The following is a 22,226-nucleotide window of genomic DNA, read 5'->3' on the forward strand; positions in this document are numbered from 1 at the left end:
GTGGGGTCAGGCACGCTGCGGCGTGGTCGCCGCGTCGGCCCCGGGGTCGGCCCCGCGCTCGGTGCCGGTAGCGGTGGTGGGGGTGGGGGTGTTCGCGGTGTCGCTCGCGCCGGTCGTCGGGGCCGCCTCGCTCGCGGGCCCGCCCGCTGCCGCGACGGGTGCCGACTTGCGGCGGGTCGGGCGCAGGAAGAGCAGGAGGACCGGCACGGCGTACCCGACCCAGGCGATCGTCTCCAGCACGGTGGGCGCGGGAGTCACGTTGAACATGCCGGCGAGCAGCGCGGCGTACCAGGTGCTCGGGTCGAGCACGGTGGTGATGTCGAAGGCCAGGTCGTTCAGGCCGGGCAGGACGCTGGCCTCCTGGAAGTCGTGCACGCCGTACTTGAGGATGCCGGCGGCGACCAGGATCAGCAGCGCGCCGGTCCAGGTGAAGAACTTGCTGAGGTTGATCCGCAGGGCACTGGCGTAGAGCAGCCCGCCGATCACCACGGCGGTGGCGATGCCGCCGATCAGCGCGAGCAGCGGCCCGCTGTCGCCGGCCGCGCCCTGGGCGGCGGAGTAGAAGATCAGCGCGGTCTCCAGGCCCTCGCGGATCACCGCGAGGAAGGCCATTCCGGCGACCGCCAGAGAGCCGACGGCCAGCGCCTCGGTGAGTTTGCCCCGCAGCTCGCCGGCGATACTCCGGGCGGCCCGACGCATCCAGAAGATCATCCAGGTGACGAAGACGACGGCGGCAACGGAGGTGATCGCCTCGAACAACTCGCGGTCCTCGGAGCGGGCCAGCAGAGAGGTCGAGGTGTACTCGATCAGCCAGCCGAAGAGCACCGAGAGCGCAACGGCCAAGCCGACCCCTGCCCAGACCTGCGGCAACCGGTCCCGCCGCTGCGACTTCACCAGGAAGGCCACGAGGATGCTGACCACCAGGGTCGCTTCCAGGCCTTCCCGCAGGCCGATCAGATAGGTGGCGAACATCGGGACTCCGAGATCCTCAGGCACTTCTCAGCTAACTTAGGGCAGCCATACCTTCCTCCTGATCAGAGGCCTCGTCAAGCCGTTCTCGACAAGCTCACCTGGGTCGCGACCTAGCCTCGGCCGAGCGACGATCAGCCGGTGTCGTCCGGGCTGTGAAAGGATCCCGCCGTGAAGGGATTCCTGCCGTGGCTGACGGTGCTGGCCGTGGTGCTGCTGCTCAGCGCGCTGCGCATGCGGGCGCTGGCCACCGTCGTGTCGCTCGGATGGCTGGCCTGGTGTCTGTGGACGTGGTTCCGCCCCGCCCGCCGTCGTTCCCACCCGGACTGACCAGGGTCCGAACCGGCCGGGAACGACGAACCGGGCCGGCTGCGGACAGCCGACCCGGTACGAACGTGTCGATCAGTAGCGGTAGTGGTCCGGCTTGAACGGACCCTCGGTGGAAACGCCCAGGTAGGCGGCCTGCTCCTTGGTCAGCGTGCTCAGCTTGGCGCCGAGCGCGCCCAGGTGCAGCCGGGCGACCTTCTCGTCCAGGTGCTTGGGCAGCACGTAGACGCCGATCGGGTAATCCTCGGTCTTGGTGAACAGCTCGATCTGGGCGATCGTCTGGTTGGCGAACGAGTTCGACATCACGAAGCTCGGGTGCCCCGTGGCGTTGCCCAGGTTCAGCAGGCGGCCCTCGGAGAGCACGAGGATGGCGTGCCCGTCGGCGAAGCGCCACAGGTCGACCTGCGGCTTGATGTTGACCCGCTCGACGTCGGAGCGCTTGGCCAGGCCGGCCATGTCGATCTCGTTGTCGAAGTGGCCGATGTTGCCGACGATGGCCTGGTGCTTCATCCGGGCCATGTGCTCGTTGGTGATGACGTCGTAGCAGCCGGTGGCGGTGATGAAGATGTCACCCTGCTCGACCACGTCGTCCAGGGTGGCGACCTGGTAGCCATCCATCGCGGCCTGCAACGCGCAGATCGGGTCGATTTCGGTCACCACGACCCGGGCGCCCTGGCCACGCAGCGACTCGGCGCAGCCCTTGCCCACGTCGCCGTAGCCCATCACGACGGCCATCTTGCCGCCGATCAGCACGTCGGTGGCCCGGTTGATGCCGTCGATCAGCGAGTGCCGGCAGCCGTACTTGTTGTCGAACTTGCTCTTGGTCACCGAGTCGTTGACGTTGATGGCCGGGAAGAGCAGGGTGCCGGCGCGGTGCATCTCGTAGAGCCGGTGCACGCCCGTGGTGGTCTCCTCGGTCACGCCCTTGATGCCGGCGGCGATCCGGGTCCAGCGCTGACCGTCCTCAGGGAGCGAGCGGTGCAGCAGCTCGAGGATGACCGCGTACTCCTCGGAGTCGGCGGACTCGACCGGCGGCACGACCCCGGCCTGCTCGAACTCGGCGCCCTTGTGCACGAGCAGGGTGGCGTCGCCGCCATCGTCGAGGATCATGTTCGGGCCCTGCCCGTCCGGCCAGGCGAGCACCTGCTCGGTGCACCACCAGTACTCCGGCAGGGTCTCGCCCTTCCAGGCGTAGACCGGCACGCCGGCGGGGGCCTCGGGGGTGCCGTCCGGGCCGACGACGATCGCCGCGGCGGCGTGATCCTGAGTGGAGAAGATGTTGCAGGACGCCCAGCGCACCTGCGCGCCGAGGGCCACCAGCGTCTCGATCAGGACGGCAGTCTGGATGGTCATGTGCAGCGAGCCAGTGATCCGCGCGCCGGCGAGCGGCTGGGCCTCGGCGAACTCCCGGCGGATCGACATCAGGCCGGGCATCTCGTGCTCGGCGAGTTGGATCTCCTTGCGCCCGTATTCGGCAAGCGACAGATCCGCCACCTTGAAGTCGCCCTCGGCGAGGGTGCTCGGCCGGGCCTCGGACGGCGTACCGCTGGGGAACGCCGGGAGGGTGCTGGTCATGAAAGCTCCTGTCGAACGATGTCTGCGCCGACCCTCCACCTTACGCGCGTCGGCGACGGGCGCCAGGCACGGTCCGCGGACAGCGCACGGGGCGGTCGGTGATGGACAGAAATTCCGCCCACTCCCGCCCGCCCCGCGCATCCCCCCGGTTTGGTTCCCCGCACGTTGTCGGACCGTCGTCGCGATAACGCTGCGTACTCATAGAGTCACACCCGAGCAGCACAGCGTCAAGCTATTCCGGGAAAGTCGGACTTGTGTCGTCGCGGTGAGTCAGCGTCAACGCAGTCCGGCGGTCGCCACGTACGCCTCACCGCTGCCGCTGACCCGCAACTGCTCACCGGCCGCGGTGCCGATCGCCGCCTGACCGGACCCCAGCGTCAGCGCGCCAGCCCCGTCGTCCACGGTGATCGGGCCGACACCGCAGAGCACCACCCGGGGACCGGGCAGCGACAGCGTGACCGAGGGCACCGCCGCCCCGACCCGCACCCGGTGCAGCGCGAAGTCGTCCACCGGCACCGGCCACCAGTCCACCCCTGGGGCGACCGGCTGCGCGGTCCGTACCGGATCGTCGAGCACCTCGAAGCGAAGCACCCGCAGCAACTCGTCGACGTCCACCCGCTTCGGGGTCAGCCCGCCGCGCAGCACGTTGTCGCTGGCCGCCATGATCTCCACTCCGCAGCCGCTCAGGTAGGCGTGCAGGTTGCCGGCGGGCATCCAGATCGCCTCCCCGGGCACCAGCCGCACGTGGTGCAGCAGCAGCGCGACCAGCACGCCCGGGTCCCCCGGGTAGGCAAGAGCCAGCCGGCGGGCCAGTTCCGCGTCCGGGCTGTCGGTCGAGGCCACCACCACGGAGCCCAGCAACTCGCCGCGCTCCCCCGCCGGCCAGGCGAGCAGCGTCTGCACCGCCGCCCGCAGCCCCGCCGGCCCGGTTCGCAGCGCGGCGACCACAGGCGCCAACGCCGGTACGCCGAACGCGGCGAGCGCCTCGGCCGACTCCGCCGGGTCCCGGAAACCGCACAGCGCCTCGAACGGCGTCAGCGCCACCAGCAGCTCCGGCTTGTGGTGCGGGTCGGAGTAGTTGCGCTCCTCCAGCGGGCGCCCCGTGTCCGCCGCGAAGCCCGCCCGAGCCTGCTCGGCGTCCGGATGGGCCTGCAGGCTCAGCGGGGCGTCGGCGGCGAGCACCTTGAGCAGGAACGGCAGCCTGCTGCCGAACCGATCCGAGACCCGCTGGCCGAGCCACTGCCCCGGCTCGTCGCGCACCAGGTCGCAGAGGCTGACCCGGAGACCGGCCCGCTCAACGCTGGCCGGGGCGCCCGGGTGGGCGCCCAGCCACAGCTCCGCCTCCGGGCCGGCGCTGGGCACCGGTCGCCCCTGCAACATGGCGATCGCCGAGCGGGACCCCCAGGCGTAGTCCCGGATCGGTCCGTACAGCAGCTCCACCTGTCAGCCCCCGGGCCGCCCGGCCGCCTCGCCCGATCCATCCCCGGGTTGCGTCACGGCGGTGTCGGCGGCCGCACCGGTGCCGGCCTCAGCGGCGGCGGCGCTGTAGATGTCCGGCTCCAGGTAGATCACCCGGGCGGTCGGAACGGCGGCACGGATCCGCAGTTCCACGGCGTTGATGCCCCGGGCCAGATCGTGGGCGTTCTCGCAGGCCTGCACCCCGATCTTCGCGGCCACCATCAGCTCTTCCGGCCCCAGGTAGAGCGTCTTCATGTGGATGATCCGCTCCACCTCGGGGCCCTCGGTGATCGCCCGCTCGATGGCGGCCACGTCCTGCTGCTCGGCGCCTTCACCGAGCAACAGGCTCTTGGTCTCGATGGCCAGCACGACGGCGATCGTCACCAGCAGGATGCCGATCATCGCGGTGCCGGCGGCGTCCCACTCGCCGTTGCCGGTGATCAGCGTCATGGTGACGCCGAACAGCGCGAAGACCAGACCGACCAGCGCGCCGAGGTCCTCCAGCAGCACCACCGGCAGCTCGGGCGCCTTGGCCCGGCGGATGAAGTGCACCCAGGACTGGTTGCCCCGGACGAGGTTGGACTCCTTGATGGCGGTTCGGAAGGAGAACGACTCCATGATTATCGCCGCCACCAGCACGACGACCGGCACCCAGTGCCAGGACTCGATTCCCCCCTTGTGCTCCCACTTGTGGTACGCCTCGTACAGGGCGAACAGGCCACCGACGCTGAACAGCACGATCGACACGATGAACGCGTAGACGTAGCGCTCCCGGCCGTACCCGAACGGATGCTCCGGGGTGGCCGCCCGCTTCGCCCGCTTGCCACCGAGCAGCAACAGGGCCTGGTTGCCGGAGTCGGCGACCGAGTGGATCGCCTCGGCCAGCATCGACGACGAGCTGGTCAGCAGGAACGCGACGAACTTGGTGACGGCGATGCCGACGTTGGCCAGCAGGGCGGCGACGATCGCTTTGGTTCCGCCGTTGGCGCTCATGCGAGCGCCCCGCTCTGCCGCACTGCGCTGCCGGGTGCGCGCGTGCCGCGCCGCCCCCTACATTCGTTCACTGGTTCGACAGCTCCTTCATTTCGGTGATGGCTGGTACAGCCATCGGGTCCAGTCCGTGGGCCAGGGCAAGGTAGACCGAGGCGAAGTCCGGGACGGCGATCAGCGAGGCCAGCCGCTCCAGCGCGGAGCCACCCTCGGCGGTCACCACGTCGCACCGCACCCCGCGACGCTCGGCGAGGGTCTGCACCGCGTCCGCGCGGCGCTCCTCGACCGCCAGCGGCTCGTCCGTGTCGTCCTCGGCGTTGAGCCCGCCATCGCGCAGCAGCACGAGCCGCAGTCGGGTCCCCTCGCCGTCGTCCTCGGCCGGGTCGGCGAAGATGTCCCGCTCCCCCTCGGCCAGGCCACCGAAGACGCCGTCCAACAGGCCGACCCGGCCCCGACCGGCCTCACCGAGCGCCCCGGTGACCACCGGGTAGCGGGCGTTGGCCGACAGGGTGTCGCCGAACCGGCGGGCCGCCACGGTGGCCAGCGGGGACGAGCCCCAGACGATCGGGATCGAGCCGGCCAGGCCCAGGGCCAATGACTTCGCCGGGTTGACGAAGGACTCCGCTGCGGACCGGCAGCGGTCGGCGTCCGCGTCGAGCCGGGCCGCGGTCTCCGCCAGGTCCGCCTCGTTGACCTTCACCAGCCCGAGGGAACGGGCGGCGAGCAGGACCGGCACGGTGAGCGCCCAGAGGCTGGCCCGCGCCGGTGCGCGCCGGGGCACCGGGATGAACGGCGCTCGGGCCCGCTCGGCGACCGACTGCAACTGCGAGTCGGGGGCACCCACCGCGACCAGCCGGGCGCCCCGCCGGTGCGCCGCCTCGGCGGCGCCCAGCGCCTCCGGGCTGCGACCGGACGCGCTCACGGCGATCACCACGTCGGCCGCACCCACCCAACCGGGTACGCCGGCGCTGCGGTGCGCGATGACCGGGACCGGGCAGCGCGGCCCGGCGACCGTGGCGAGTATGTCCCCGGTCCGCCCCGCGGTGCCGATGCCAGCGATCACCACGGCCCGGGGCCGCCCGTCGTCGGCGAGCACCGCGAGGTTCGCCTCGGCGGCCAGTGCGGCCGTCTCGCGGACCTGCGCGCCGGCCGAGGCGGTGTGCCGGAGCATGCCGCCCGGGTCCTGCTCGGCCAGGGCATCCGGGTTGTCGAGCAGTGCCTCGTCGGCGTCACGACGTCCGCTGACCCCGGCCGTACCGTCGATCATGAGGGCTGCCCGGGGCCGCCGCGCGCCTCGTCGAGCAGCAGCACCGGCACGTCGTCGCGGACCTCGAAGATCCGGGCGCACTGCGTGCAGGTCAGCGTCTGCGCCTCGGCGTCGTAGGCGAGCGGGGCGTGGTGCGTGTCCGGACAGGCGAGAATCTCGAGCAACTGCGGATCCAGGGCCATGGCACGGCTCCTTCCACGTGTGCGGCTTCACCGGCGGCGGTGCCGACCGGCGCAGGCGATCTTATCGGCGAACGCGGCCGAGCACCTCGTCCCGCAGCGAGACCATCCGCTCGCGGGTGGGCGCCTCGACGTTGAGCCGCAGCAACGGCTCCGTGTTGGAGGCACGCAGGTTGAACCAGGCGCCATCGGGGAAACGCAGCGTGAGCCCGTCCATCTCGTCGGGCACCGCATCGGGGTACGCGGCCCGCACCTCGGCCACCGCCGCCGCCTGGTCGAGCACCGTCGAGTTGATCTCACCGGAGGCGATGTAGCGCTCGTACTCGCCGGCCAGCACGGACAGCGGCAGTGACTGCTCACCGAGCGCGGCCAGGGTGTGCATCGCGGCGAGCATCCCGGTGTCGGCGAACCAGAAGTCCCGGAAGTAGTAGTGCGCGGAGTGTTCACCGCCGAAGACAGCGTTGGTCCGGGCCATCTCCGCCTTGATGAAGGAGTGCCCGACCCGGGCGACCACCGGCTCCCCACCGTGCTCACGGATGATCTCCGGCACCGCACTGGAGGTGATCAGACCGTGGATCACCGTGGAACCCGGGTGCTTGGCCAGCTCGCGCGCGGCGACCAGGGCGGTGATCGCCGACGGCGAGACCGGCTCACCGCGCTCGTCCACCACGAAGCACCGGTCGGCGTCGCCGTCGAAGGCCAGCCCGATGTCGGCCCCGTGCTCGACCACGGCGCGCTGGAGGTCGACCAGGTTCGCCGGGTCCAGTGGGTTGGCCTCGTGGTTGGGGAAGGTGCCGTCCAGTTCGAAGTAGAGCGGGACGATCTCCAGCGGCAGGGCCGACAGGGCGGCGTCGCCCAGCACGGTGGGGACGGTGAAGCCGCCCATCCCATTGCCGGCGTCGACCACCACCTTCAGCGGCCGGCTGCCGGAGAGGTCGACCAGCTTGCGCAGGTACGCGGCGTAGTCGGGGAGCAGGTCCCGCCGCTCGGCGGGCCGGGTCGGCTCGCCGGCCGGCCGGGACTCGCCCGAGTCGAGCAGCGCCTGAGCCCGCTCACGGATCTCTGCCAACCCGCTGTCCTGGCCGATCGGGCGCGCACCGGAGCGGCACATCTTGATGCCGTTGTACTGCGCCGGGTTGTGACTGGCGGTGAACATCGCACCGGGCAGGTCGAGCGAACCGGAGGCGAAGTAGAGCAGGTCGGTGGAGGCGAGCCCGATCTCGATCACCGAGCGTCCCTCGGCCCGGACGCCAGCGGCGAAGGCGGCGGCCAACCCGGGCGAACTGGCCCGCATGTCGTACCCGACGACGACCGCGTCGCCCGGCTCCTCAGTGGTGTTGAGCAGTTGGGTGAATGCTGCTCCGAGTGCCTCGGCGACCCGCTCGTCCCACTGGTCCGGCACCGTCCCTCGGACGTCGTACGCCTTCACGATCTGGGACAGATCCGACACTAGTTCCGCTCCTCGGGCCGCAGGTTCCACCGAACCTGAGCGTATCGGAGGGTCGACGCCGGTCCCCGCTCAGCCGGGGAGCCGGGGCATGAACACGGTGTGATCGCCGCCGTCGGCGGGCGGATCGCCGGGCAGCGGGCGGGCCGGAGGATTGCCCGGCATCGGCTGCGTCGCGTCCGGCGTCGGCGCGGGATCGGCCGGCCGTGCCCCGTAGACCCCACCAGTGGCGGGCCGGGGGGAGGGCACCGTGCCGTAGCCGTCGGCCGGCTGCGGCTGGCCGTACACCGGGCCGGGGTGACCGGGCGCGGTCGGCGACCCCCCGCCGGAGCGGTAGGTGGTGCCACCGGGGTTGCCCGGCAGCGGCCCCAGCGCCCCGTCGGTCGGTGTCCGATCCTGCCGCGAGCGACGGAACAGCAGCCCGATGAGCAGCAGCCCAACCGCCACCATCGCGATGCCGAAGAACATCACCGGCGAGCCGCCCCCGGACGATTCGGCCGCGGTAGCCGTGGTGTCGGGCGCGCCGTCCAGCGCGGCCGGATTCACCGCGTCGACCGGCGCGGCCTCGGTCGTGGCCACGCTCGGGGTGGGCGACGGCTTCTTCGACGGGGTCGGCGACGCGGAGGCCCGGCCGCCGGTCACCTTCGCCGAGTCGGAACCCCGACCCAGCTCCTGCCCTGCCGCGCTGGCGGCCGCGCCGGTCACCACGAGCCGACCAGCCGGAGCACCGGCGGCGAACGCCACCCGGTAGCGCACGGTGATGCCCTTGCCCTTGCACAGGGTCGGCTTCGCCGGCGAGGTCTGCCCGGTCACCACGCTGCCGTCACCGCCGGAAACGGCCACCGGGAACCAGGTCCCGCCCGCGTTGACCTGCACCGTCACCTGGTCCGGCTGGAGACCCTCAAGGCGCAGACCCAGGGCGGTACGCAGCAGGACGCACCCGTCGGAGCGCTTGCGCACCGCGACGTTCACCCCCTGCGCGGAGCCGCCGGCGGCGAAGCTGCTGGCCGAACCCACCCGGACCGAGTCGTCGTCGGCCAGCGCCGGCGACGCACCGAGCATCACCAGGCCGCCCACCAGACCGCAGACCGTCCCGAGCCGCGCCACGCGCCGACGTACCGTCATGATCACCTCACCGTTCCTCCCCGGGTGGGGTCCGCGGTCAGGCTACTACCGGCCCACCCCCACCCCTGATCATTGAGCGGGCCGTATGTGTGCGGCGTTACGGTTTGAGGGCCCGGCCCGCCGACCTGCTGCGGGCTCTGCCGGACTGCTGGCTAGGGATGCCCAGCTAGCGCGCGAGCGAGGGCGTCCCGGCAGAGCCGGTCGGCGGTACGGGTGGTCTCCGGGAGCCGGTAACGCGGGGTCAGTGCGAGCACCTGCGCGGCGGCGTTGTCCAGGCTCATCCGGTGCCCGACGCTCACGAAGACCGGCTTCACCCCGTCCTGGGTCCGCAGGACCCGGCCGACGACCTCGTCGCCGTCGCGCAGCGGCGACCAGGCACCCCGCTCAGCGGGCGGTGGATCCCACTGACCGACCAGGGGCGTCTTCCCCACCCCGATCGCAGGCAGCCCGGTGACCACGCCGAGGTGACAGGCAAGCCCGAATCGGCGTGGATGCGCCAACCCATGCCCGTCACAGACCAGCAGGTCCGGGCGGGTGCTCAGCCGGTCCAGTGCGGCGAGCAACGCGGGCAGCTCACGGAAGGCGAACAGCCCCGGAACGTAGCCGAACGCGGGCCGGCCCACGCTCACCGCGGAGTCCACCACGGCCAGCGTCCGGGCGTCCAGCACGGTCACGGCCGCCGCGAGGAGGTCACCGCTCTGCGCGTACGCGACGTCCAGGCCAGCCACCGTCGCTGGCGCGGTCGGCCCCGGCCCGACCAGGTCCACCAGCGGCCGCAACTCCTCCTGCACAGCCACCGCCTCCCCCACACTGCCCGGCACCGCTGGCACCGCTGGCGGCGGCGGCCATGATCCACTCGATATCGGCGACATCGGGCTATCCGACGGCCCGGAATGCCCCGATGTCCCCGACATGGAGTCGATCACCCTCGATCCGGGCCGTCGACGTTGCCCCCGGTGGTGCTGCCGTCCGGATTGTCCCGGGTGGAGTGACCCGCCGGGCCAGTGCCGGTGGAGCTGGTGCCGCCATCTGGGTCGCCGTCGGTGGCGGGAGCTTCGGTGCGCTTACTGGTCGCGCCAAAGGCGATCGCGAAGGCAACGCCGATGGCGACGCCGAAGGCGACGCCGAAGGCGACGCCACTTGACGAACCGAACACGGGGATGCCGATCGCCAGGCCGACCAGGATCCCGACCGGCCACGCCCACGCCTTGGACCTGCTGCTGTCCGTCTCGGAGCTCGCCATACCCCGATGCTATTCGGGCCTTACGATGATCTGCCCCCGGCGCAATGGCTCTGACGCGCCTTCCCGCTCGCGGAGTGCGGTGGCCAAGCCGATCCGCCCGGGTCGCCGGCGGTCCATCGACCCGCCATCATGAGCCGTGCGTCACTGGTCGGAGGGCGACGGTTGCCGACTGTCACCGCCGCCGGCCGTGAACATCGAACGGATGGCTTCTTCGTCGGGCAAGCTGGCACCACTCGTGACAATCTCAGCCACGGTCTCGGCCGTAGCACGATCGACGGTTTCGTACCGATCAAGGTTTCGGTAGTCGTTGACGAAGCGCACGACCAGGCCCGGATCGAAGGCCCAGCCTCGGCTGCGGTGATCCCAGATGATTGCCCGTCCCAGGCCCACATCCATGACGAACAGCCCGGCCGGTCCTCCCACCCTCTCGTCATTCCGGTAGATCACGTAGTACGTCAACAAAGTCCTTCTCCAACTTAGGGGCGAGTTCCTCACTTACCGGGAAGTCGCCAGACTTCAGTCCCAACTGCCGCACTACCTCCGAGAAGTTACTCCCTTGACGGTCAAGCCATGATCGATACTTCTGCCACGCGTCTCCGTTCCGGCTCAACCACCTGGCAAAGCTGGCGTCCTTGGTTGGGAAATGCTCCTCCAAGCCGGGCGGGACGCGCTCCGGCATCCGGTGCTCGCGGTTGGCGGCAAGCATCCTCAGGAGCGCACACACATGCTCCTCCGGACTGCTTGAAACCCGCCGCAGGATCTCGTAGTCGCCGTGAGTCTGCATCCACACTTCCCGCGATCCCCGCGTGTGCAGCTGCAACTCAAGAAGAAGCCCGTCGGGTGATCGGACTGTGCAGTTGAATCCGTAGAACCTGTTACCAGCTCGCCAGAAGTTCTTGAGGTCCGAATTCGGTACTGAGAAGCCGGCCTCCACGAGCCCCGCGAGCATCAGGTGGACCGCGTCCCGGTAGCGCTCCCCCGACGGCATCTCGAACAGGAACCTCAGGACGTCGTTGACCGTCTCCGCAAACTCCTCGACTCCGATGTTCACACCTCGCGCCTCGTCGAGGTACTTCCGCGCGAGCGACTCCAGTCCTTTGACGCGAAACTCCCGGTCGCGCAGTTGCACCGGCTCCCTCAGGTTCATCGTCTTCGTCACGCTCTGCCCAACCTGACTCAGAGCATCCTCGACTCGATCGGCGGCAGCCGACGCGCGGTCACGGAGGTCGGTCAGCGCGGTCCACTCCGATGTCGTGAGCCGCGCCAGATCGAGCGTTAGTTGTTCGAGATTGCTCGAGTCGGCGCCGTCGCTCACTCCGGCAGGGGGTTCCGCTGAGCCTGGGCCGTCCAGTAGCAGGTACATCCGGTTGATGTACGGGTCGCCGTGGCCGCCGTCGTCGAGCGTCGGCGGGTGGTCCGGCAGGTCGGGACGCTCGCTGAACCGCCCGCGGGGTAGCCCACCGAGGGGCATCGGCCGGCCGCTCCCATCGAGCACCAACGCGTCGATGCCGACCACGTGGGGGTACAACGGCCGGTCCCGGACGAGGCCGGTCTGCGGGTCGACGTAGAGCACCGTGCCGTTCTGGTTGAGCGCCACCCAGGCGTGCGAGCCACCGTTCGGCCAGTCGGTAACCAGGAACGCGTAGCTGCCGTGGCCTCCCAGCAGCAGTTGGTCGTGCAGGTTGGCGTAGCCCCGGTCGGCGGCCCGCCGTGCCTGCGCGGGATGCGACCGCTGGCCGCTGGGCGGGGCGAGAAGCTGCTGGAAGCGGCCGCCCGTCGCGTCCTCCACCCGGCCCGGGCCGCCCGCCTCGCCCCGGATCGGGCGCCGGATGTCACCGTCCAGGTAGCCGTCGAAGGTGCGTGGCGCCGACACCCGTGGTCGGCCGTGCACCCACGTCTCGAACAACGACAGGGTGCAGTCCAGGCAGTTGATGCCGCGGGTGGCGTCGGCCTCGGGACCACCGTCGTTGAGGAGCCGGAACCAGCCGCCGCGCCGGGGGTCGGCGGTGCGGACGATCGTGCCGTCCGGCTCGCGGGGCATCTGCCGCTCGACGTCGACCTGGTGCAGGGCCAGCGGCGGACGCAGCCCCCCGGGCTGCCCGTACGGCCGGGAGTCGTCGATGGGCGGGGGAACATCATCGCCGGTGAGCCGGGACCGACCAGCGGTCTCCACCGCGCCGAGGGCGAGCGCGCCCATGTCCTTGTTGGCCTGCCGGAACGCCACGTCGCCGATGTCCACGACCGGGGGCGCCGTGGTGCCGGCCAGCACCGCGTCGGCCAGGTCACGGCATTCGGCGTACGCCCGCATTTCGTCGTTCGCGGTCCGCTGCCAGCCGTCGGCCCACCGTGGGTGACCGGTTTGGCGGAGCTGCCGGGCGTAGTTGGCGTACTCCGCGGCCCTGCGGTCGTGCTCGGCGGCCAGAGCGCGCAGTCGGCCAGCCTCCGCCTGCCGGCGGCTGTTCTCGAACTCGCTCCGTCGCGACTCGTAGTAGCCCTGGTAGCGCCGCCGCTCGGCGGCTTCCGCCTCGGCCGTCCACCGAGCCGCGTACCAGTCGCTGCTCTCGATATCGGGCAGCGGCGAGTCGTCGAGTGCCGCCACGTCCGCAGGAACCGATGCCCTACCGCGAGCCGGATGGTCGGGCGGCGCGAGAGCCTGCCGGGTCGCGAAGCGGGACGGCAGGCCGGCTCGACCCACCGACGGCCTGACCGACGAACCGGTGGCCGTTCCGCCCCACGCGCTACCCGCCGCCGCACCGGGCGTGGTCACGACGCTGGGCGCCGGGCCGGTGGACGTGGCGGGCGGCGCCAGAGCGGTGACGTTGGGAGCGACCGTGCTCGGGGTGGTGACGGGAAGCCCCGGAGCGGTGACGGTCGGGGCGACCGCGTTCGGGGCGGTGGCGTGCGGCGCGCTGACCGGGTTGCCTGCCGCGACACCGGCAGCCGGCCCGGTGGCGGGATCGAGAGGACCGGCCACGGGCGCAGCGACCGAGGAGAGCGTGGGATCAGCGACGGCCGAGGAGAGCGTCGGATTGGCCGCAACCGCCTGCGATGCAGCCGACCACTCCGTCGAAGGCACCCTCGTCCCGTCACCCGGCCTGCCTGACGACGGCACGCCATCGAGTGAGGACCCCGAAGGGCTGTCGTCAACCTCGGACACTCCGACGACGGCCAGCGACGAAGAACCGTTCACGTCCAAGGACGTGGGTTGCGGCGGTTCGGCCCCGTGCGGCAAACCCGAGCCCGAATACGTCGGCAGCTCACCGCGCAGGGGCGCCGCGTGGTCGGGCGACACCGGCGACGCGATGACGTCCGCCCCGGCCACCGCCGACGCCTGCGCGGGTATCCCCGGAACCACCGCAGGCGAGGCCATCCCGGACGAGGTCACCGGGGAGGAACCGACCGATGAGATGGAGGGGCCGGCGAGCGAGGCTCCGGCGAGGGCGTTGGCCTGCGCGTCGAGCCGGGCTTGCAACGCGTGGTCGGCCTGCCCGGTCGCCGAACCGGTGGCACCGGACGCGGCGGCCCGGACGGCGTCCTCCACCGAGGTCAGGCCCTGGCCGGTGGCCAGACTGGCGGCGCTCTCGGCGAGCACCTCGCCGGTCATCTCCCGGCCCAGGTGCTCTCCGACCCGTGCCGCGCGCCCGGTCGCGTGCCGGCCCAGGCCGGCAAGCGGCGCAACGGCCCCGCCGGCGAGCCCGCCGACCGCCGACGCGCCCAGATCGGTCAGGTCCACGCCGTGCGCCCGTCCGGTGGAGTTCTGGTACGCCTGGATCGCCAGGCTGATGCCGGCCTCCTCCGCCGCTTCCTCCAGCCCTCCACGGGTGGCTCGCTTGGCGAGCCCGCGCGCGCCACCCCGTGCGACCTCCTTGGCTGCCCGCTCGCCGGCCTCCTTGAGGCCATGCCTGAGGGACTTGCTGGCCAGTTGGCCCATCAGCCGTTTGAAGATCTGCTGGATCAGCAGCCGGGTCACGGTGATCGCCGCGCCAGCCGCCGGGGATGCGGCACCGGCGGTGAGCACCGCGGCAACCGCGAGCGCGAGCAGCTCGACGACCAGGATGCCCAGCTCGATCCAGACTTCCAGTTTGGCGCCCTCGATGTCGCAGCCACACTCCTCGACCAACCGGCCGAGGTCGGCGGTGACCGCGAGCAGCACCGGCAGCGGCGCGTCGTCGCCCTCGGCGATCCCCCGCCAGGCCGCCTCGAACGCGGCGTCGACCGACCCGACGCCGCCGTATCCGCTGCGGACCTCGGCGGCGGCCGCTGCGGCGTCGGTGTGCGGGCCGGCGAGTACGGCGGCGACGGAGTACCACTGGTCGGCGAGGTCCCAGACGGCCCGCTCGTTTCCCTCCGGCCACTGCACGCCGACCACCAGGTCGAGGGCCTCGTAGATCCAGCCGGGCACATCCCAGGGTGCGTAGTCCAGCGGGTGCGGAATCGGGCTCGGCAGCACGCTCATCGGAATGGGCCCGCCCGTCAGCGCTGGTCGGCGGCCCGGTCGAACCGGGCGGCGCTGGTCCCATCGGTCTGCACGCTCGCGTCGACCGCGCGGACCACGTCGCTGCCGAGCTCGGTGAGCCGGTGCCCGACGCCTGCCCAGGCCCGCAACACGGTCTGCTCGAACCCGCGATAGCTCCGCTCGAATGCGGCGCCGATGTCGTCACGGCCCCACGGTCGGGCACCGCTGGCGGCCTCGATCTCACCGCCTTCCGCCGCGCGGCGGGCCGTCACCGCCTCACCGGCGAGGGCCAGGTCGGCGCCGCCTCGGCAGGCCCGGGACGGATCGAGCCAGAGCTGCCCGTCGGTCATGCCGACCCCTCGCCCCGGCCGAGTACGGCGTCGGCCCTGCCGAGCAGCGCGCCGTAGTCGCCGGTGCGCAGGAACTCCACCGAGCCGGAGCCGGCCGGCATGGTTTCGGCGACCATCTCACGGGTGGCGGCGGTGGCGGCGACCGTGGCGGCGCGGACCGTCTCGGTGATCTTCCGGCTCAGCGCCTCGGCCTCCCGGTCTCGGTAGACGGCCGGGTCCAGCTCGACCGCAACCAGCTCGCCCCGGGCCCCCACGGTGGCGCTCACCTGCCCGTCGGCCGACCGCCGGGTCACCCGCAGCTCGGCGAGCCGTACCTGCAGACTGTCCAAACCGGACCTGAGCTGCTGGTACTGGCCGTACACGTCGTCGAATCGGGCCCGTAGCTCGCGATTGGCGTCCCGGTCCACGCGTTCGCTCACCGCCGCCCCTCCCGTCACCGTCGGTAGGCCGAACCATACCGGGTGCCACCGATCCGTGTAGTCCGGTAGTTTCGGTGCGTGATCGACCGTCAACAGGCCGAGCAGCTCGCAGCCATCTGGGCCAACCGGGATTCGCTGCGCCTCGGCTACCAGTGCACGCCGACGGTCGACGAGTTCGATCTCGGCTACGTCATCACCTCCGTCGTGCCGGCCGAGGTACGCACAGTGCCCGGTGACCTGCCGACCACCGTCATCGACAAACAGACCGGGAAGGTCACCACCTGGCCCCGGGTGCCGAGCACCGTTGTGGCGGACATGTACCGGCGCAGCCAGCCCACCGGGTCCACCGCTGCACGCACCGTCGATCAGTCAAGCCTGTTGGTCCGGGAAATCCATCGGGCTGCCACCCCGAACACCACCGCGCACCTGACCATTGACGGTCGAATTTGGACGGCCCAGGGCACGAAGGGCGACGTCCCGCTGAACCACCACCCGCTCATCCGCACCTACCTGGACCAGCTCCCAGCTGGCGAGTTGGTCCGCGGCGGCGAGGGTCATGCCGAGCTGATCGTCGTCTCCGACGTGCTGCACGAGTACGACCACCGGCGAGCCGCCGACGGCATCGCCCCGATGGGTCGGGCCGAGGCTGCGGCACTGCTGGAGGACGCCCGGTTCGAAATCTTCCGGATCCGTGAGCCGGGTGATCCAGCAGGTGGTCCCGCCGAGCGGCCCTGCGATTCGTGCATCAACTTCCTGGTGCGCGCCAACGTTCTGCCCGAGTCAACTCGGGCGTACACCGAAGCCTGGTACCCGCCGGCGGAGACCGACCCCGACCCGGGCCGCTTCCCGCCGGAGGTGGCCAACGCGCTGGTGGCGGCCGGCTGGCGGCCACACCTCGGCGACCAACTCATGGCCGCCGCGGCTGTGCGGGACGTGACCGCCGTGCCGGGGCAGGCCCACCGGCACGCTGTCTTTCCCGCCGTCATGGAGACGCTGACCGCGTTCCCCAGCCTGGTCGGTGCCCGGCGTGGCCCGGGCGAGCAGGTGTGGATCTCCCGCTTCGACATCCGCCCGCACACCATCGCGCACACCGCCGACACGCTCGCCGACTTCGGTGCGGTGCTCGGCGCACGGGTCTTCCCAATCGGCACCGAGCAGCAGGACAGCATCCTGGCGGTGGACGAGCGCGGCCGGGTCTTCGCGCTCGATCAGGCCGGCGAGTGGTTCCTCGGTGACTCCATCGACGCCGCGCTGACCACCCTCCTGCTCGGGCGTGCACCCGCCCGGGTCGGCGACGACGGCACCTGGCAGGCCGGCTAGAGCGCCAGGCCGGTCAGCACCATGACCCGCGGCTCGGTGTAGTCGTCCATCGCGCTGCGCAGTCCTTCCCGGCCGACGCCGCTGCCCTTGACCCCGCCGTACGGCATCTGGTCGGCCCGGTACGACGGCACGTCGCCGACGATCAGCCCGCCCACCTCCAGGGACCGCGCGGCGGCGAAGGCCACGTCCAGCCGCCGGGTGAACACGCCCGCCTGCAACCCGTACGCCGAATCGTTGACCGCGGTGAACGCGGCCTGGTCGTCGGTGACCGGGGCGACCACCAGCACCGGTCCGAACACCTCCTCGGCGACGACCTTGGCGTCCGCCGGCACGCCGGTCAGCACGGTCGGCGGGTAGGTGGCGCCGTCACGGGCCCCGCCCACCTCGACGGTGGCGCCGGCCGCGACCGCCTCGGCCACCCACGTCTCGACCCGGCGGGCCGCGTCCTCGGACACCATCGGCCCCACGTCCGTCAGCTCCGAGGAGGGGTCGCCGGTGCGCAGTGCGCGTACCGCCGCCACCAGCCGGGGCAGGAAGTCGGCGAAGAGCGAGTGGTGCACGTACACCCGCTGGACGGCGATGCACGACTGGCCGGCCTGGTAGTTGGCGAACGTGGCGATGCGCTGCGCGGCGAAGGCCAGGTCGTCGTCCGACGTCCAGTCCGCGCAGATCACCGCCGCCGCGTTGCCGCCCAGCTCCAGCGTCACGTGCTTCTCCGGCACCTGGCGACGGATGGCCGCGCCGACCGGCCCGGATCCGGTGAACGACACCACCGGCAGCCGGGGGTCGGTGACCAGTTCGGCGGCACGGGAGTTCGGCAGCGGCAGGACCGAGAACATCCCGGCGGGCAGCTCTGTCTCGGCCAGCAACTCGCCGAGCAGCAGCGCGGACAGCGGGGTCGCCGGGGCCGGCTTGACGATGATCGGCGCACCGACCGCGATGGCCGGTGCCACCTTGTGCGCGACCAGGTTGAGCGGGAAGTTGAACGGCGCGATGCCCAGCACCGGCCCCTTCGGCACCCGCCGGACCAGCGCGATCCGCCCGCTGGCGGCCGGGTCGGTGTCGAGTCGTTGCAGTTCCCCGGAGAAGCGTCGGGCCTCCTCTGCGGCCCACCGGAAGGTGGACACCGCCCGTCCGACCTCAGCTCGGGCCCATTTCACCGGCTTGCCGTTCTCGGCGGTGATCAGCGCCGCGACCTCCTCGGCGCGTTCGGCGAGCCGCCGGGACACGTGGTCCAGGGCCGCCGCGCGGGCGTGCGCGGGTAGGGCCGCGGCCTGCGCGGCCACTCCGGCCGCCGAGGCGACGGCGGCCTCGACCTGGTCGGCGGTGGCGAGCGTGGTACGCCCCACCGGGCGACCGTCGTACGGGTGGTGGACGGTCAGCTCCCCCTCGCCGTGGGCGGGGCGGGAGGCGACGAAGAAGGCTGCGGACTCCACGCCGAGCAGCGTAGACGAGGAAGCACCCGACGGAAACAGTCGCCGGAACCCTTGTCTGCCGCGAATTCAGTAGCCAAGATGGCAGACAGATTGCGATAACCGCCGCAGAAGCGCACCCCCGGCCCCCTCGGAGAGATCCAGTCATGAGTGACCAGCAGCAGCTGCGCAACTTCGTCAACGGCTCCTACGTCGAACCGGCCGACGGTGGCTACGCCGACCTGATCGACCCCTGCACCGGTGAGGTGTTCGCCCAGGCCCCGGTCTCCGGCGCCGCCGACGTGGACGCGGCCATGACCGCCGCCGCCACCGCGTTCGAGAGTTGGCGGGAGGTCACCCCGGCCGAGCGGCAGAGGGCCATGCTCAAGCTCGCCGACGCGGTGGAGGCTCGGGCAGCCGAGTTGGTCGACGCCGAGGTCCGCAACACCGGCAAGCCGCGCCAGCTCACCGCCGAGGAGGAGCTGCCGCCGGCGGTGGACCAGTTCCGCTTCTTCGCCGGCGCCGCCCGGCTGCTGGAGGGGCGGTCCGCCGGGGAGTACCTGGCGGGGCACACCTCGTACGTGCGGCGCGAGCCGATCGGCGTCTGCGCCCAGGTCACCCCGTGGAACTACCCGCTCATGATGGCCGTCTGGAAGATCGCCCCGGCGCTCGCCGCCGGCAACACGGTGGTGCTCAAGCCGTCGGACACCACACCGGTGTCGACGCTGCTGCTCGCGGAGATCGCCGCCGAGTTCTTCCCGCCGGGCGTGTTCAACGTGGTCTGCGGCGACCGGGACACCGGTCGTACCCTCGTCTCGCACCCGACCCCGCAGCTGGTCTCGATCACCGGCTCGACCCGTGCGGGCATGGAGGTCGCCGCCGCAGCGGCCCCCGACCTGAAGCGGACCCACCTGGAGTTGGGCGGCAAGGCCCCGGTAGTGATCTTCGATGACGCGGACGTGGCGGCGGCAGCCGAGGCCATCGCGATGGGCGGCTACTTCAACGCCGGGCAGGACTGCACGGCCGCCACCCGCGTGCTGGCCGGCCCGGGCATCCACGACGACTTCGTGGCGGCGCTCGCCGAGCAGGCCCGCAACACGAAGACCGGCGCCCCGGACGACGCCGACGTGCTCTACGGCCCGCTGAACAACGCCAACCAGCTCGCCCGGGTCAGCGGTTTCGTCGACCGGCTGCCGGACCACGCGGCGATCCAGAGCGGCGGGTCCCGGCAGGGCGAGCGCGGCTACTTCTACGCGCCGACCGTGGTCTCCGGGCTGCGCCAGGCCGACGAGATCATCCAGGACGAGGTGTTCGGGCCGGTCATCACCGTGCAGCGCTTCTCCGACGAGGACGAGGCGGTGCGCTGGGCCAACGGTGTCGACTACGGCCTGTCCGCCTCGGTCTGGACGAAGGACCACGGGCGGGCGATGCGGATGACCCGGCGGCTGGACTTCGGCTGCGTCTGGGTGAACACGCACATCCCGTTCGTCTCCGAGATGCCGCACGGCGGCTTCAAGCACTCCGGGCACGGCAAGGACCTGTCGGTCTACAGCCTGGAGGACTACACCCGGATCAAGCACGTCATGCACAACATCGAAGGCTGACACCGGTGACCACATCTGACGAGTTGCACAAGCGACGCGGTGCGGCGGTCGCCCGGGGCGTCAGCAGTGTCGTGCCGTCCTACGTGGACAGAGCCTCCGGCGGAACGATCACCGACGTCGACGGCCGGGAGTGGATCGACTTCGCCGCAGGCATCGCGGTGACCAGCGTCGGCAACTCCGCACCGAAGGTCGTCGAGGCGGTACGGGCGCAGGTCGAGCGGTTCACCCACACCTGCTTCATGGTCGCACCGTACGAGTCGTACGTGGCGGTATGCGAGCAGCTCAACGCGCTGACGCCGGGCGGGTTCGAGAAGCGCTCGGCGCTGTTCAACTCCGGCGCCGAGGCGGTGGAGAACGCCGTGAAGATCGCCCGGCACGCCACCGGCCGACCGGCGGTGGTGGTCTTCGACCACGCGTACCACGGCCGGACGAACCTGACCATGGCGTTGACCGCGAAGAACATGCCGTACAAGCACCGGTTCGGGCCGTTCGCCGGGGAGATCTACCGGGTGCCGATGTCGTACCCGCTGCGCGACGGCGGGTTGTCCGGCGCGGAGGCTGCTGCCCGGGCGGTCGAGATGATCGAGAAGCAGGTCGGCGCGGAGAACGTCGCCGCACTGCTGATCGAGCCGATCCAGGGTGAGGGCGGTTTCGTGGTGCCCGCGCCGGGTTTCCTGCCGGCGCTGCGGGCCTGGGCCACGGCGGCCGGGGTGGTCTTCGTGGCCGACGAGATCCAGACCGGCTTCTGTCGCACCGGGGACTGGTTCGCCTGCCAGCACGAGGGCGTCGAACCCGACCTGGTCACCCTGGCCAAGGGCATCGCCGGCGGCCTGCCGCTGGCGGCGGTCACCGGTCGGGCCGAGCTGATGGACGCCGTGCACGTCGGCGGGCTCGGCGGCACCTACGGCGGCAACCCGATCGCCTGTGCCGCCGCGCTGGCCACCATCGAGACCATGCACGAGCTGGACCTGGCCGGCGCGGCCCGCCGGACCGAGGCGGTGCTGACCCCCCGGCTACGGGCCATCGCCGAGCGGGACCCCCGGATCGCCGAGGTACGCGGGCGGGGCGCGATGCTCGCCGTGGAACTGGTGCAGCCCGGCACGCTCATCCCCGACCCGGCCAGCACGGCGGCGGTCTCGGCCGCCTGTCACGCCGCCGGCCTGCTCACCCTGACCTGCGGCACGTACGGCAACGTGCTGCGCTTCCTGCCACCGCTGGTGATCTCCGACGCGCACCTCACCCGGGGCGCCGACATCCTCGACGCCGCCTTCGGCTGAGTGCAGGAAGGGCACCTTCCCAAGAAGGTGCCCTTCCGAACCCGGCAACGTCAGCGCAGCACCTCGACGGTGTTGCGGCGGACCAGGTTCTTGCCCGGCTCGCGGATCTGATCCATGGCGGCGGAGTTGAGCAGCACGCAACTGCCCGACGGGCCGGTCACCGTCACCGTGGTCACCCGGTTGTTGTCCAGGTTGGTGACCCGCAGCCGGGTGCCCACCGGGAACTGGCCACTGGTCGCCGCGGGAGCCCCGCCCTCGGCGAAGAAGGTGATCGAGCCCTGGCAGGCCGAGCGGGGCGCCGGACCAGGCACGCCGGGCGATGCGGCGCCGGGACGTACCGTGCCAGCGGCCGGCTGCCCGGCGGGCGGCGCGGCGGCGCCGTCCAGGCGTTCCACCACGTTGCGGCGGATCACGTTCTTCCCCGGCTCACGGACCAACTCCATGGCTGCGGCGTTGAGCAGCACACAACTGCCCGACGGGCCGGTCACCGTCACCGTGGCCGCCCGGTTGTTGTCCAGATTGGTCACCCGCAGCCGGGTACCCACCGGGAACCGGTCGCTGGTCGCCGCCGGTGCACCGCCCTCCGCCGAGAAGGTGACCGAGCCCGAGCAGGCGGACTGCCCCATCGGGGCGGTGCCGGCGAACCCGAAGCCAGTCCCCACCGCCACTCCCGCCGCGGCGAGCACCGCCACGGTCGCCGCCAGCACGTGCTTGCGCTGCACCCTCATCGCCGTCACTCCCGTCCTCGGTGTGTCCTTCACCGCCTGGTACGGACGGGAGCGCCCTACCGTTCAGTCGGCACGGGCAC

General features: G+C 71.8%; 20 protein-coding genes. 4 read left to right on the plus strand and 16 right to left on the minus strand.

The window, feature by feature from the left end; genetic code table 11:
• Positions 1-6 precede the first annotated feature (6 nt).
• Positions 7-972 (minus strand): iron uptake transporter permease EfeU, encoded by a 966-nt coding sequence (gene efeU / locus OG990_RS24505; RefSeq protein WP_406077310.1) that lies wholly within the window; start codon positions 970-972, stop codon positions 7-9.
• Between the two features lie 168 nt (positions 973-1,140).
• Between efeU and OG990_RS24510 the strand changes: the two genes are divergently transcribed.
• A complete protein-coding gene (locus OG990_RS24510) occupies positions 1,141-1,299 on the plus strand; it encodes a hypothetical protein (RefSeq protein ID WP_328423755.1) in 159 nt (52 codons plus the stop codon).
• Between the two features lie 72 nt (positions 1,300-1,371).
• Here OG990_RS24510 and ahcY read toward each other — a convergent pair whose 3' ends face one another.
• The 13 genes from ahcY to OG990_RS24575 form a co-directional block, all read right to left on the minus strand.
• Positions 1,372-2,871 (minus strand): adenosylhomocysteinase, encoded by a 1,500-nt coding sequence (ahcY, locus tag OG990_RS24515; RefSeq protein WP_328423753.1) that lies wholly within the window; start codon positions 2,869-2,871, stop codon positions 1,372-1,374.
• 276 nt (positions 2,872-3,147) lie between these two features.
• Positions 3,148-4,311, minus strand: coding sequence for a mannose-6-phosphate isomerase, class I (gene manA / locus OG990_RS24520; RefSeq protein ID WP_406077311.1), 1,164 nt, complete (start codon positions 4,309-4,311; stop codon positions 3,148-3,150).
• 3 nt (positions 4,312-4,314) lie between these two features.
• Entirely contained in the window at positions 4,315-5,322 is a 1,008-nt protein-coding gene (locus OG990_RS24525; protein ID WP_328423749.1) for a cation diffusion facilitator family transporter, read from the minus strand.
• A 67-nt stretch (positions 5,323-5,389) separates the two neighbouring features.
• Positions 5,390-6,586 (minus strand): SIS domain-containing protein, encoded by a 1,197-nt coding sequence (locus OG990_RS24530; protein WP_355606575.1) that lies wholly within the window; start codon positions 6,584-6,586, stop codon positions 5,390-5,392.
• Positions 6,583-6,768, minus strand: coding sequence for a Trm112 family protein (locus OG990_RS24535; RefSeq protein WP_328423745.1), 186 nt, complete (start codon positions 6,766-6,768; stop codon positions 6,583-6,585). Before OG990_RS24535 ends, OG990_RS24530 begins: the two co-directional genes overlap by 4 nt.
• A gap of 61 nt (positions 6,769-6,829) precedes the next feature.
• Positions 6,830-8,215 (minus strand): phosphomannomutase/phosphoglucomutase, encoded by a 1,386-nt coding sequence (locus tag OG990_RS24540; RefSeq protein WP_328423743.1) that lies wholly within the window; start codon positions 8,213-8,215, stop codon positions 6,830-6,832.
• A gap of 69 nt (positions 8,216-8,284) precedes the next feature.
• Positions 8,285-9,337: a hypothetical protein gene (locus tag OG990_RS24545; RefSeq protein WP_386984984.1), complete on the minus strand. Its 1,053-nt coding sequence runs from the start codon at positions 9,335-9,337 to the stop codon at positions 8,285-8,287.
• Positions 9,338-9,489: 152 nt separating this feature from the next.
• Positions 9,490-10,209 (minus strand): deoxyribonuclease V, encoded by a 720-nt coding sequence (nfi, locus tag OG990_RS24550; RefSeq protein WP_406077312.1) that lies wholly within the window; start codon positions 10,207-10,209, stop codon positions 9,490-9,492.
• Between the two features lie 50 nt (positions 10,210-10,259).
• Complete coding sequence (locus tag OG990_RS24555; RefSeq protein WP_406077313.1) at positions 10,260-10,580, minus strand: hypothetical protein; 321 nt, start codon at positions 10,578-10,580, stop codon at positions 10,260-10,262.
• Between the two features lie 141 nt (positions 10,581-10,721).
• Positions 10,722-11,039 carry a hypothetical protein gene (locus OG990_RS24560; protein ID WP_406077314.1) on the minus strand — a complete coding sequence of 106 codons (318 nt, stop codon included), beginning with the start codon at positions 11,037-11,039 and terminating at the stop codon, positions 10,722-10,724.
• Entirely contained in the window at positions 11,011-15,036 is a 4,026-nt protein-coding gene (locus OG990_RS24565) for a toxin glutamine deamidase domain-containing protein (protein ID WP_406077315.1), read from the minus strand. Before OG990_RS24565 ends, OG990_RS24560 begins: the two co-directional genes overlap by 29 nt.
• Positions 15,037-15,053: 17 nt before the next feature.
• Positions 15,054-15,386: a hypothetical protein gene (locus OG990_RS24570; protein ID WP_406077317.1), complete on the minus strand. Its 333-nt coding sequence runs from the start codon at positions 15,384-15,386 to the stop codon at positions 15,054-15,056.
• Positions 15,383-15,805 carry a YbaB/EbfC family nucleoid-associated protein gene (locus OG990_RS24575; RefSeq protein ID WP_406077318.1) on the minus strand — a complete coding sequence of 141 codons (423 nt, stop codon included), beginning with the start codon at positions 15,803-15,805 and terminating at the stop codon, positions 15,383-15,385. The genes OG990_RS24570 and OG990_RS24575 overlap by 4 nt, the downstream gene beginning before the upstream one ends.
• A gap of 78 nt (positions 15,806-15,883) precedes the next feature.
• Between OG990_RS24575 and OG990_RS24580 the strand changes: the two genes are divergently transcribed.
• Positions 15,884-17,125 carry an SUKH-3 domain-containing protein gene (locus OG990_RS24580; RefSeq protein ID WP_406077319.1) on the plus strand — a complete coding sequence of 414 codons (1,242 nt, stop codon included), beginning with the start codon at positions 15,884-15,886 and terminating at the stop codon, positions 17,123-17,125.
• Here OG990_RS24580 and OG990_RS24585 read toward each other — a convergent pair.
• Positions 17,122-18,561: an aldehyde dehydrogenase family protein gene (locus OG990_RS24585; RefSeq protein ID WP_406077320.1), complete on the minus strand. Its 1,440-nt coding sequence runs from the start codon at positions 18,559-18,561 to the stop codon at positions 17,122-17,124. The genes OG990_RS24580 and OG990_RS24585 overlap by 4 nt on opposite strands.
• 143 nt (positions 18,562-18,704) lie before the next feature.
• Between OG990_RS24585 and OG990_RS24590 the strand changes: the two genes are divergently transcribed.
• The gene (locus tag OG990_RS24590) at positions 18,705-20,141 is read left to right on the plus strand and encodes a gamma-aminobutyraldehyde dehydrogenase (RefSeq protein WP_386985006.1); all 1,437 of its coding nucleotides are present in this window, start codon (positions 18,705-18,707) and stop codon (positions 20,139-20,141) included.
• Between the two features lie 5 nt (positions 20,142-20,146).
• Positions 20,147-21,418, plus strand: a complete 1,272-nt coding sequence (gabT, locus tag OG990_RS24595; protein WP_406077322.1) for a 4-aminobutyrate--2-oxoglutarate transaminase — start codon at positions 20,147-20,149, stop codon at positions 21,416-21,418.
• Between the two features lie 50 nt (positions 21,419-21,468).
• On the opposite strand, the gene OG990_RS24600 is transcribed toward gabT, so the two are convergent.
• Positions 21,469-22,146, minus strand: a complete 678-nt coding sequence (locus OG990_RS24600; RefSeq protein ID WP_406077323.1) for a hypothetical protein — start codon at positions 22,144-22,146, stop codon at positions 21,469-21,471.
• Between the last annotated feature and the right edge of the window lie 80 nt (positions 22,147-22,226).

The organism is Micromonospora sp. NBC_00858 (genome assembly GCF_045207365.1).
GTDB lineage: Bacteria > Actinomycetota > Actinomycetes > Mycobacteriales > Micromonosporaceae > Micromonospora.

What these genes read in the sequence shown, in the direction of transcription:
- ahcY (WP_328423753.1), bottom strand. Translation starts at nt 2,871, where the DNA reads ATGACCAGCACCCTCCCGGCGTTCCCCAGCGGTACGCCGTCCGAGGCC.
- OG990_RS24530 (WP_355606575.1), bottom strand. Translation starts at nt 6,586, where the DNA reads ATGATCGACGGTACGGCCGGGGTCAGCGGACGTCGTGACGCCGACGAG.
- nfi (WP_406077312.1), bottom strand. Translation starts at nt 10,209, where the DNA reads ATGTCGCCGATATCGAGTGGATCATGGCCGCCGCCGCCAGCGGTGCCA.
- OG990_RS24535 (WP_328423745.1), bottom strand. Translation starts at nt 6,768, where the DNA reads ATGGCCCTGGATCCGCAGTTGCTCGAGATTCTCGCCTGTCCGGACACG.
- OG990_RS24590 (WP_386985006.1), top strand. Translation starts at nt 18,705, where the DNA reads ATGAGTGACCAGCAGCAGCTGCGCAACTTCGTCAACGGCTCCTACGTC.
- OG990_RS24570 (WP_406077317.1), bottom strand. Translation starts at nt 15,386, where the DNA reads ATGACCGACGGGCAGCTCTGGCTCGATCCGTCCCGGGCCTGCCGAGGC.
- efeU (WP_406077310.1), bottom strand. Translation starts at nt 972, where the DNA reads ATGTTCGCCACCTATCTGATCGGCCTGCGGGAAGGCCTGGAAGCGACC.
- OG990_RS24555 (WP_406077313.1), bottom strand. Translation starts at nt 10,580, where the DNA reads ATGGCGAGCTCCGAGACGGACAGCAGCAGGTCCAAGGCGTGGGCGTGG.
- OG990_RS24525 (WP_328423749.1), bottom strand. Translation starts at nt 5,322, where the DNA reads ATGAGCGCCAACGGCGGAACCAAAGCGATCGTCGCCGCCCTGCTGGCC.
- OG990_RS24600 (WP_406077323.1), bottom strand. Translation starts at nt 22,146, where the DNA reads ATGAGGGTGCAGCGCAAGCACGTGCTGGCGGCGACCGTGGCGGTGCTC.
- OG990_RS24545 (WP_386984984.1), bottom strand. Translation starts at nt 9,337, where the DNA reads ATGACGGTACGTCGGCGCGTGGCGCGGCTCGGGACGGTCTGCGGTCTG.
- OG990_RS24565 (WP_406077315.1), bottom strand. Translation starts at nt 15,036, where the DNA reads ATGAGCGTGCTGCCGAGCCCGATTCCGCACCCGCTGGACTACGCACCC.